The following is a 12,009-nucleotide window of genomic DNA, read 5'->3' as shown; positions in this document are numbered from 1 at the left end:
AGTAAAATAACTGATGAAAAATGACAACTGATAAATTAACTGAAAGTGTATCCCAGGCAAGCCAAGAAATTAAGTATGGCGAACGCGACATTGCAGAAGGTAAACTAATTACCTTTCCGAATCCGCGTGTGGGGAGGCGATATGACATTAACATTACTTTGCCGGAATTTACTTGTAAATGTCCATTTTCTGGTTATCCTGACTTTGCGACAATTTACGTTAGCTATGTGCCTGATGAGCGGGTAGTGGAATTGAAGGCACTTAAGCTTTATATTAATAGTTACCGCGATCGCTACATTTCCCACGAAGAATCTGCTAATCAAATTTTGGATGATTTTGTCGCCGCTTGTGACCCTTTGGAAGTCACGGTGAAAGCAGATTTTACGCCTCGCGGTAATGTGCATACTGTGGTTGAAGTACGGCACCAAAAGTAATACAGCAGAATTCAGGAGTCAGGAGTCAGAATTCAGAATTCAGAATTCAGAATTTAGAATTTAGAAGTAAAACACGCTTTATACTTGCCTTTGAGACGAATCGTTGGGTACTTCACCTTCCTTGAATTCTGCTGTATGATCACTGATTAGCGCAGACGGCATTAATCGGCTTTATTCTGCAATTTTCTTTGCAGCTGTCTGCACTTGAACCACAACTTTTTTAGACAAAGGAATATATCCGAGTTCCAAACTGGATTTTTGCCCGTCAATCACAGCCCAATCAATAAAGTTTTTCAGCGCTTGCCCTTTGACTCGGTTTGGATATTGGTGATAAGTTAAAAGCCAGGTGTAAGTAACGATGGGATAAGATTGGGCATCAGTAGGATCGGTGATAAAAGCAATCAAGTTATCGGCGGGTAATTTCACTCCCTCTAAGGTTTGAGCTACAGATTCTGGTGTCGGTGTAATATAATTACCAGATTTATTTTCTAAAGCAGCCACAGGAAGTTTATTTTGTTTTGCGTAAATATACTCGACATAGCCAATAGCTCCTGGTATCTGTTGAATCAGGGCGGTAACTCCTTCGTTACCCTTTCCACCAATTCCTACTTGCCATGCTACAGATTTACCAGCCCCAACTTTGCTTTTCCATTCTGGACTTATAGCACTTAGGTGTTGGGTTAACACGCTCGTAGTCCCACTACCATCAGTTCGGTGTACAATCTGAATTGGTAAATCGGGCAAACTTACCCCTGGATTAGCTGCGGCTATTCTCGGATGATTCCAATTTGTAATTTTTCCGAGAAAGATATCTACGTAAACTTGGCGTGGTAGCCTGAGAGCAGTTGGTACATTGACTTGAGGCGACTGCTGTGCAACTGGTGTGAGGTTATAAGCCAGCACAATAGAACCGGCAGTTAGAGGTAAAGCAATCACTCCCCGTTTTATCTTGGCTGCTTGTTCATTTGTAATTCCCACATCACTAGCTGCAAAGTCCACAGTACCTTCGATGAGCTGTTGCACTCCAGCACTGCTCCCTATAGCTTGATAGTTAATTTCTACATTGGGATTTTGCTGGTTGTAATCTGAAAGCCAGCGTTCGTACAAAGGTGCGGGAAAACTTGCCCCGGCACCAATGAGGGAAATATGTTTGATGTTTCGATTATTCGTAGTGCAAGAAGCGATACTCAACAAGATGGCGATTGAGGGTAGAAGGTAAACGCGTTTATTTAATTGAAGTTGAGCAGATATAGAAATCTTTTGTTCCAATGTTTAATAAGTACCTCTAGTAATTTCCCAATTTGTAGGCGTGTGGGTGTGATTGTAATAAATAACTTTTAAACGCAAAGGGGAGGCAGCGTGTTGCGGGGGTTCCCCCCGTTGTAGCGACTGCCGTCGCGCAAAGGAAACCGCAGAGGAACGCGGAGATTACTTTGCGTTAACCTTTGTGTTGCTTTGGGTTTAAACTTCGATCGCTGTCTGTTTCTCCTCACCTTTTGGTTGTGAACTCAGCCGATCTAAAATCTCTAAAACCTCTTGTTCAAAAGCAACTTGGGCGCGATTAGTTTTGCCACCCACATACAAGCGATCGCCTTTTTGCAATGCCCATATTTGTGAGTGGGAAAAGTAACTCATCACTACACCCAGCATTAGCAAGCCAAACCCTGAGTAAACAATTGGTATGCCTGGATCGGCTTTAATTTGTAAGCCAGTGCTGCCAATGACTTCGAGAATTTTCAGCTTCACGCCATTGATTTGGGTGGACATCCCGGCGCGGACAGTATCAACAAGTTTGCCTGTGGCATCATAAATTAATACCATCCCTTGCAAGTCTTTGGCTAATAGGGAGACACCCTCACTTAAATCCGGCTTAGTCGGAACCCACGTTCCCCAAATCCGCCCCTTACCGTTGGTGTTCAATTGCGCCATCGGTAGCTGAAAAATCGGGCTATTGTTAAATTGGACGCGAACGGCTGCAAGTCCCCAATCTGTTTGATAGAAAGTTACGCCATGATAGCGCAGAGGCTGGTTGACAAAAATCTTCTTGTGGTCAACTTCCTTTCCCTGATTATTCAAGACGGACAAATCTGAATAAAATTGATCAATGCCACCAGATGGTGTGTAGTCAATCCAAAAACGATTGACGCGCACAGACCAATCTTTCGGGACTTGGGCTGCTGCTAAGGGGCCAGCATCTACAATATTTGTCACCTTAAATGTATCGCCACTGGCAACCATTTCTTGAGCAAGAAACCCAGTCATTGCACCCCAAATTCCCCCTAGCAGAATAGCGACGATGCCAATATGAACGATAATTGGCCCGATGCGTCCGACTATTCCCTTGCGGGCGTAAAGGAGATTTTCTTTTTCTTGATCTTGAAAAATTTTATAGCGGCGTTTCTGTAAGATTTGACTGAGAGAATTCAAAGAACCAGTATCTAGTTCTGCACTCAAAGCTAACTTTTGAAATTGCCGGGGTTCTTCGTAATATTTCCAGCGCTGGGCAGCTTTTAAGGCTGGTAACTGACGGGTAAATGAACAAGCAGTCAAGCTAGTACCAAATAAGATGAGTAATGCCAGAAACCACCAAGTACGATATACGTGGTCTAACCCAACTACCTGAATTACCTTCCAAGTTAAGAAACCAAATAAAGCTGGATGTTCTGGATAGTTAGCTTGGTAGAATGCGGGTGACTGACCTTGTTCAATTACAGTCCCGGTGGAGCTAAAGATTGCAATTAATAGCAGTAGCGCGATCGCTAATCTTAAGTTAGTCAATACAGGCAAAAGCTCTTGTCGTAAGAACTGCCCAGGTAATGCCCACCATTTTAATTCTTTTGATGCTGAATCTTCTAAAGTCATTAGGTGTAAAATCTAAAAAAGTATTGATATTAAAAACTGCCAAGAGGAATCCGAGAAATTAAGGAAAATACACCGAATCCTACCAACAGCGCCCCGCTAACTGGGTTAATCCAACCAGACCAGCGACGCAATTCTAGTAACTTTTTAATTGAAGCTGTAAAAGTACCCGCCAAAATCAATGGTGCTACATAACCGGCTGTATAAGAAAGTAGCAAAACAGCGCCTAAAATTAAGTCTTGTGTATTGGCAATCCAACCTAATAAGCTGGCTAAAACAGGTGTGCTACAAGGGGATGCGACTAAGCCGAAAGTCAGCCCCAGCAAATATGAACGCAATCCTGCTGGTAAATCTGGCGAAATCCAATTGGTTTCACCCAAGGATGGAAATTGCAAAGGTAGTGCTTCTAATAAGTTCAGCCCCATGAGAATGGCGATAATGCTGACGATAATCGGCAAACCAATTCCCACTTGACCGTAGACTTTTCCCACAAAAGCTGCTATAATGCCAAGTCCTGCCAATGTAGTTGCTAATCCGAAAGCAAACCAAGTTGATTGGGCTGCTGCTTGCAGACGGCTTTTAGCTTCATAACCGCCGATGTAACCAATAGTAATTGGTAGCATAGAAAGCATACAGGGTGTGAGACTGGTGAGCAAGCCAGCTGCAAAGATGATACCAATACTCATCACGCTAAGGTGTGTCAGTTGGTTAGAAACAAGGCTGTTGGCAAATTGTTCTAGTTGGTAAATTTGGGTTTGCAGGTTATCAAGCATGGAAAGTTTCTGAGCGGGAAATGCTTACTATGCTTGAATTTTAGCTTATTATTGGATGTAGAGTCAGCATAAATAATTATCTGAACCTGATATCATCGAAATTTAACAAGAAAGAATTCAGGAGTCAGGAGCCAGAATTCAGAATTGAATTTTGTGCGACTGGTGTTAGCGTACCCCTCCGGGGAAGCAAGCTACGCGCAGGGTCTGGTAGAGAAGCGGTAGCGACGTAGGAGCGTCACCCAAAGGGGGTTGAATAAACGGGGAGACCCCAAGACCAAGACCGCACTTTACGCTGAATCCTCCACTCTGAATTCTGGATTCTGAATTCTGGATTCTGAATTCTGAATTCTGCATTCTTCTTTCACCTTCCCAAAGAAATGTATCTAAAATACAACTAATCTCGCATTATTCCTGAAGAAGCACGCCTGGAGTATTTGGCATGATGATTGCATTACCCGGATTTGAAATTGTCACTTTGTTAAAAGCAGGGGTAAAAGCAGTCATATACCGTGGAATTAAAGTTAAAGATCAGTGTCCGGTAATTATCAAAGGGCTACGTCCAGAACAGTGTACACCAAATAATATTGAACAGCTAAAACATGAGTATGCGATCGCTCAAAGGTTAAACACCACAGCAGCACTCATTGCCTACGCCTTAGAGATGTATCAGGGAATCCCTTATTTAATTATGGAGGATTTTGGCGGGCGATCGCTCGACCAGTTTCTAGACCAATTTCAACAGCCTATTCCATTTCTGAAGATTGCTATTGAAATCACCAGCAAACTCGCACAAATCCACACTTATAACATTGTCCACAAAGATATTAAGCCGCAAAATATCTTAGTTAACCTCGAAACCAATCAGGTTAAAATTACCGATTTTGGAATTGCTGCTTTTATTCCCTATGAACAGCAAAGGGTTAGCAGTTCCAGTCGCATTGAAGGCAGTCTACCTTATTTGTCACCTGAGCAAACCGGGCGGATGAATCGAGGAATTGATCATCGCAGCGATTTGTATTCACTGGGAGTCACCTTTTATGAGATGCTCACAGGTCAGCTACCGTTTCAAGGCAAAGACGCCTTAGAGTGGGTGCATTGTCATATTGCCAAATCTCCGCTATCCCCGATAAAGCTGAACTTTGATATTCCGCAAATACTTTGTGACATCATTATGAAATTGCTGTCAAAGGTTGCAGAACAGAGGTATCAGAGCGCTTTAGGTTTACAATTTGATCTGAAACGGTGTTTAAAGCAATTGGAGACAACCGGAGAAATCCAATCTTTTGTTTTGGGTGAACAAGATATCTCAGAACGCTTTCAAATTCCTCAAAAATTGTATGGGCGAGAACCAGAAATTGCCAAGCTTTTACAAGCATTTGAGCGAGTTGTTAGTCAAGGAAAACCAGAGATTGTGTTCGTCTCAGGTTATGCTGGCGTTGGTAAATCTTCTATTGTGAAGGAGATTCACAAGCCCATTGTCAGAGAACGTGGGGTTTTTATCTGTGGTAAATTTGATCAGTATAAACGAGATATTCCTTATTCCACCATTGCTCAAGCTTTTCAAACACTCGCTCGACAAATTTTAACTGAACCTAAAGCTCAACTTGCTACCTGGAAAAAGCGAATACAAGCAGCATTAGGGAACAATGGTAGACTAATTACAGATGTAATTCCAGAAGTTGAGCTAATCGTTGGAGAACAGTCTCCTATACCAGAATTGGGGCCGGCTGAATCTCAAAACCGATTCAATTTGGTGTTTCAGAACTTTATCAACATCTTTGCTCAAAAAGAGCATCCACTCACTGTTTTCTTAGATGATATGCAGTGGGCAGATAGCGCTACTTTGAATTTAATTCAAACTATTATTACTGGCTCTAGTATCCAATATCTCTGCTTCATTTTGGCGTATCGAGATAACGAAATAGATGTTGTACATCCCTTCAATTTGATGATGGAGAAGGTTCGACAGCATGGAGCAAGAACGACTGAAATTATTCTGGAACCGTTGAATCTTGCCTATGTAAATCAGTTGATTGCTGATACCTTACATAGTTCAGCAGAACAAGTAGAACCCCTCGCCCAATTAATTATCCAAAAAACTGACGGTAATCCTTTTTTTGTGAATGAGTTTCTGAAAACACTGCATCAAGAAAATCTACTGAATTTTTACCCCCCTCAATCCCCCACCCCCCTTAGTAAGGGGGGACAGAGGGGGGTAGGGGGGTGGCAATGGAATCTAGCTGAGATTGAAGCCCAAGGTATTACAGATAATATTGTCAGTTTGATGATTGGGCGGATGCAAAAACTGCCAAAAGCAACTCAACAAGTGCTGAAGTTAGCCTCCTGTATCGGTAATCGCTTTGATTTAGAAGTTTTAGCGATCGTTGGGGAACAATCTATTGAAGAAACGGCAAATGCACTGGTTGAAGCAATTTTAAGAGGATTAATTATCTCCATTGAGTCAGATGAAAGTGTTGATAAAAACTATCGTTTCTACCATGACCGAGTTCAACAAGCTGCTTATACCTTAATTGCCGATGAATCAAAGTCGGCTGTTCACCTGAAGATTGGGCAAATTTTGCTGAAGAATGCTAGTCCTGAAGAAGTGAATGAGCAAATTTTTAATTTAGTCAATCAACTCAATCTCGCGGTGGATCTAATTATTGATCAGACAGAAAAAGATGAATTGGTGCGATTGAATTTAATCGCTGGGAAGAAAGCAAAAGCTTCTACAGCCTACACTCCTGCTAAAAGATTTTTTAGTGTCGCCAGGAATCTTTTAGCTGAGAATGTGTGGATTGAACAATATGAACAAACATTTACTTTATTTAGAGAATTGGCTGAGTGTGAATTCTTAACAGGAAATTTAGAGCAAGCGGAAGAATTATTTGATATCCTATTGCTCAAAGCCGAATCTCATCTGGACAAATCTAATATTTATATACTGCAAATCAGACTATATCAAGTTGCAGGTAGGTATGAAGAAGCGCTGACATTGGGATTAGCAGGTTTAAAAATTTTTGGGGTGACATTTCCTGATTCAAATGAGCAAGTAGAAAGTGCGATTGCGTTCGCGGAGCGTCTCGTAGAGAAGCGCAGCAGCGTTCGCCCTTGGCGTCTCCCCTTGGGAGAAGCGCTGATCGCTATTGAGAAAAATCAGGTATTAATAAATTTAGGTGATCGACAAATCTCTGATTTAATTAATGCTCCGGTAATCCAAGATCCAAATATTAAGACACTGATTAGTCTGTTGACGACATTGGGTCCACCTACTTATCTCGGTAGACCTCATCTCTTTCCCTTAATCGTACTCAAAGCAGTTAACTACTCACTGAAGTTTGGTAATACGGAAGATTCCTGTTTTGCTTACAGTATGTATGCCATGTTGTTGGTTTCCATCTTCCATGATATTCCTACAGGCTACGCATTTTCTGAGATGACAATTAAATTAAATGAAAAGTTGCAGGACTTGAAACTTCGAGGAGTTGTTTTACACATTCATGGAAGTCATATCAACGTTTGGCGTAACCATATTTCCACCGATATTCCCTTTTTAGAGCGGGGATTTATCGGCTGTGTGGAAGCAGGTGATGTGACGATGGCAAACTACAATGGCTATCAAGGCTCTTGGCAAATTATCCAGTTAGGCTATCCACTTGCAGATACATACAAATCTCTAGAAAAATATACCACCTTTGCCCGCCAGTCTAAACATGAGGCTGTTTATCAGACAATCAGATTACAGCAAATGCTAGTGATGAATCTGCGCGGACTCACTCACCAAAATCTGACTCTAAGTGATGATAATTTTGATGAATCACACGCATTTTCTGTCATTACAGATGCAGGTTTTGTCAGTGGAATTATTTTTTACCACATTATCAAATTAATTATATTTTTTACATATCAACAGTATGTAGAAGCACTGAATTCTGCTTTAAAATTAGACAATTTTCCAGTTACAACCTTGGCATTACCAATTGAAACAGATTATATTTTATATTACTCACTGACTTTAACGGCTCTTTATCCAACAGTATCTTCTCAAGAGCAAGAACAGTTTTTGCAAACCCTAGAATCCCATCAGCAGCAATTGCAATACTGGGCTAAACACTGCCCTGCAAACTTCTTACACAAGTCTCAATTAGTGGCTGCTGAAATAGCTCGAATTGAAGGTCGAGATTTGGAAGCAATGCGCCTGTATGAGCAATCAATTGCTTCCGCCCGTGAGCAGGAATTTGGGCAATATGAAGCTTTGGCTAATGAGTTAGGCGCTAAGTTTTACTTGGAGCGGGAGTTTGAATTAATTGCTAAAACCTATTTGCAAGCAGCTAAAAATGCATATATACGCTGGGAGGCATTTGCTAAAGTCAAGCATCTCGAAGAATGCTATCCTAAACTATTGCCAGGACAACAGCTTGTCTCTAACGGAACCTTTTTCAGCACAGGTGAACATCTAGACTTTTTATCGGTAGTTAAAGCGTCTCAAAGCATATCTAGTGAAATTGTTTTTTCGCGGTTATTGAAAACATTAATGCAGATTGTCATCGAGCAAGCAGGAGCAGAAATCGGTTATTTGTTGCTTGAACATGAGGAAAATCTGGTGATGGAAGTAGAAGCTAAGGTTAATCCCCAAGCAGAAAAGCTAAATGTTTCTCTACCTGTATTAAAGAGTGAAATTTCCCAGGTTATTCCGCAATCAATGCTGAATTATGTCCAGCGAACTCAAGAAACAGTGATTTTGCAGAATGCCACTGAGCAAAATCTGTTTTCAAAAGACGAGTATATAATTCAAAAGCAACCTAAATCTGTACTTTGTTTGCCGATCGCACGTCAGTCGAAATTACTTGGTATTTTATATTTAGAAAATAATCTGATCTCCAACGCCTTTACACAGGATAAACTTTCGGTACTGGAAATTTTGACAGTTCAAATTGCTATTTCTCTAGAAAATGCTCGTCTTTATCAAGGTCTAGAAGACAGCCAAGCACAACTCAACCTGGCGTTGAAATCGGCCAAAATTGGTGTTTGGAGTTGGGATATTACCAACGATCGCTTTGACTGGGATGAGCAGATTTATCAACTATTTGGGTTAACACCTGAAACCTTTGCTGGCACATCCGAAGCACTTTTAGCTCGTCTGCATCCAGATGATCGACGATTGCTGGCTCAATCCTTGAATCGAGCGATCGCAGAAGGCGTGGAGCATAATTTAGAATATCGAATTATTAGAGATGACGACAGTATCCGCTACGCAGCCTGTCGGGGAAAAGCCTTTTTTAACGAAGCGGGTATTGCCACACACATGAGTGGTATTGTGCTTGATATCAGCGATCGCAAACAATCTGAAGCCGAACGTATCCAACTGATTCAAGAGCAAACCGCCCGACAGGAAGCAGAAGCCGATCAAGAACGAGCAGCGTTTTTGGCTCAAGTCAGTGCAACCCTCGCCTCTTCCCTCGATTACGAAAGTACGCTAGCAAGCGTGGCTAACCTAGTTGTACCTTACTTCGCCGATTGGTGCAGCGTTGATCTGCTGCAAGACAACCAATCAATTAATCGGGTAGCAGTTGCTCACCGCGATCCAGAGAAAGTAAAACTTGGCTGGGAACTCTATCGGCGTTATCCCAGAGATTTTTATGCGTCTGAAGGTGTGCCGAAAGTGCTGCGTACAGGACTTCCTGAAATAATCGCTGAAATTTCAGATGCAGCCCTAGCAGCAGCGATCCCAGATCCAGAATATCTGCGGATTCTGCGTGAACTTGGTTTAAAGTCTTGTATAATCTTGCCCTTGGTGGCACGCGGACGGATTTTTGGTGCTATTTCCTTTGTGACTACTGAATCAGAACGTCGTTACAGCACGGCTGACTTATCACTAGCGGAGGATGTTGCCCATCGAGCGGCGATCGCCATCGATAATGCCCGCCTTTACCAAGAAGCGCAGCAAGCACAAAAAACAGCAGAAATAGCCCTGGAGCGCATTGCCCGTCTGCAATCGATCACGGCTGCCCTTTCAGAATTGCTGACACCAGCCCAAGTATCTGAAGTGATTGTAGAGCAGAGCATGGCCGCCTTGGGAGCCAGTTGTGCCCTCGTCGCCTTGCTGAATGAAAGTAAAACTGAACTGGAAATTGTGCGGGCGGTTGGCTATAATCAAGATTTGGTGAATACTTGGCGGCATTTTCCCATAGATTCACCCTCTCCCTTAGCAGAAGCTGTGCGGACTGGGCAACCTATTTGGGCTGAACCGATACAAAATCGGGTAGCTCGTTACCCGCATTTGGCCCAAGCTTACGCCCAATATGATTTTGATGCCTGGATTTCTATTCCATTGATGGTAGAGGGTTGGGCAGTTGGCGGTATAACTTTGGGATTTGCCCAGCCTCAACAACTTAGTGAAGAAGATCAAGCGTTTATCTTAGCTGTTGCTCAACAATGCGCCCAAGCGATCGCTCGCGCCCATCTCTATGAAGCCGAACGAACGGCACGAAGTGCTGCGGAATCCGCAAATCGCATCAAAGATGAATTTCTCGCTGTGCTATCCCATGAACTGAGAACACCACTTAACCCAATTTTGGGTTGGGCAAAACTGATGCGGAGCCGCAAGCTTGATCAAGCAACAACCGATCGCGCCCTAGAAACCATTGAACGCAATGCCAAGTTACAAACTCAATTAATTGAAGATTTGCTTGATGTTTCTCGCATCCTTCAAGGTAAACTTAACCTTAACTTCGACCGGATTAATTTGATATCAGTCATTGAAGCTGCGATCGAGACAGTGCGTTTATCGGGCGAGGCTAAGTCTATCCAGATTCAGACAATTCTTGAATCTGGTGTCGGGCTAGTTTTAGGCGATGCCAATCGATTGCAACAAGTCATTTGGAATATTCTTTCCAATGCCATTAAGTTTACTCCCATCGGGGGACAGGTAAAAATTAAATTAGAGCAAGTCGGCTCACAGGTACAAATCTGTATCACTGACACAGGGAAAGGGATTGCACCTGAGTTCTTACCTTATGTTTTTGATTATTTCCGTCAAGCAGATGGGGCGACAACTCGGAAATTTGGTGGTTTAGGTTTAGGATTAGCGATCGTCCACCATCTTGTAGAACTTCACGGGGGAACTGTTCAAGCAGAAAGCCTGGGCGAAGCTAAAGGAGCAACTTTCACCGTCAGACTTCCATGCTTAGAGGATGAAAGCAAAGGAATCAAGGATGAAAAAGATAACTCCTCACTTGTGGCGGCTCAGTTGTTGCCCCTGTCTGGCTTAGAGATTCTCGTGGTGGATGATGATGCAGATATGCGAGAGTTTTTGCCCTTCATGCTAGAGCAATATGGTGCAACTGTTACCGTTGCAGCCTCAGCCATTGCAGCTTTAACTGCCCTGAGTCAATCCCAGCCAAATTTGCTCATCAGCGATATCGGGATGCCAGAAATGGATGGTTATATGCTGATGCAACAGATCAGAAGTCTGGAACCAGAGGAAGGCGGGACAATTCCAGCGATCGCTTTAACCGCCTATGCTGGTGAGATGGATCATCAGCAAGCGATCGCTGTCGGATTTCAACTGCATATTTCCAAGCCTGTAGATCCAGAAGAATTGGTGAAAGCGATCGCTTTATTAGACTTAGGGACTGACAACAAATAAATTATCCAATCTTGTAGGGTGGCAATACTGCTCGGGTTTTGGTGCATAGTCATTGGAGATCCCCCTTAGTCCCCCGATAAATTGGGGGAAAAATAAGCCATTCTTAGCCCCCCTTTTTAAGGGGGGTTGGGGGGATCGATTCAAAACCTACGCAGTATTGTGTAGGGTGGGCATCTTGCCCGCCTTTGGCTAAGGGCGGGCAAGATGCCCACCCCACAATAAGTAGTTGAGTATTTTTTTATTTGTCAGTCCCTTATCGAAATAGAATTCAGTTGGGTATTCTGTACGAGTGAGG

At 42.8% G+C, this 12,009-nt stretch carries 5 protein-coding genes; 2 read left to right on the top strand and 3 right to left on the bottom strand.

Annotated features, from left to right (window positions below):
- The first annotated feature begins 20 nt into the window (after positions 1 to 20).
- Positions 21 to 434, top strand: coding sequence for a preQ(1) synthase (gene queF / locus V7K27_RS30240; RefSeq protein WP_334952221.1), 414 nt, complete (start codon positions 21 to 23; stop codon positions 432 to 434).
- A 171-nt stretch (positions 435 to 605) separates the two neighbouring features.
- Here the strand turns inward: queF and pstS are convergent, their stop codons facing one another.
- The 3 genes from pstS to V7K27_RS30225 all read right to left on the bottom strand — a co-directional run bounded on the left by pstS (position 606) and on the right by V7K27_RS30225 (position 4,066).
- Positions 606 to 1,703 (bottom strand): phosphate ABC transporter substrate-binding protein PstS, encoded by a 1,098-nt coding sequence (gene pstS / locus V7K27_RS30235; RefSeq protein ID WP_334952219.1) that lies wholly within the window; start codon positions 1,701 to 1,703, stop codon positions 606 to 608.
- A gap of 192 nt (positions 1,704 to 1,895) precedes the next feature.
- Positions 1,896 to 3,296, bottom strand: coding sequence for a cytochrome c biogenesis protein (locus tag V7K27_RS30230; RefSeq protein ID WP_334952218.1), 1,401 nt, complete (start codon positions 3,294 to 3,296; stop codon positions 1,896 to 1,898).
- Between the two features lie 29 nt (positions 3,297 to 3,325).
- On the bottom strand, positions 3,326 to 4,066 hold the full coding sequence (locus V7K27_RS30225) for a cytochrome c biogenesis protein CcdA (RefSeq protein WP_334826939.1): 741 nt from the start codon (positions 4,064 to 4,066) through the stop codon (positions 3,326 to 3,328).
- A gap of 439 nt (positions 4,067 to 4,505) precedes the next feature.
- On the opposite strand from V7K27_RS30225, the gene V7K27_RS30220 reads away from it, so the two are divergent.
- The gene (locus tag V7K27_RS30220) at positions 4,506 to 11,714 is read left to right on the top strand and encodes an AAA family ATPase (protein WP_334952216.1); all 7,209 of its coding nucleotides are present in this window, start codon (positions 4,506 to 4,508) and stop codon (positions 11,712 to 11,714) included.
- The last annotated feature ends 295 nt before the right edge of the window (positions 11,715 to 12,009 follow it).

This window comes from Nostoc sp. (assembly GCF_036919575.1).
Taxonomy (GTDB): Bacteria; Cyanobacteriota; Cyanobacteriia; order Cyanobacteriales; family Nostocaceae; genus Nostoc.
Note: the sequence above shows the minus strand (reverse complement) of the source record. Positions and strands in the feature narration are given on the sequence as shown.

Excerpts from the sequence above, each read along its gene's own strand:
- queF (WP_334952221.1), top strand. The coding sequence starts at position 21 with ATGACAACTGATAAATTAACTGAAAGTGTATCCCAGGCAAGCCAAGAA.
- V7K27_RS30230 (WP_334952218.1), bottom strand. The coding sequence starts at position 3,296 with ATGACTTTAGAAGATTCAGCATCAAAAGAATTAAAATGGTGGGCATTA.
- V7K27_RS30225 (WP_334826939.1), bottom strand. The coding sequence starts at position 4,066 with ATGCTTGATAACCTGCAAACCCAAATTTACCAACTAGAACAATTTGCC.
- V7K27_RS30220 (WP_334952216.1), top strand. The coding sequence starts at position 4,506 with ATGATGATTGCATTACCCGGATTTGAAATTGTCACTTTGTTAAAAGCA.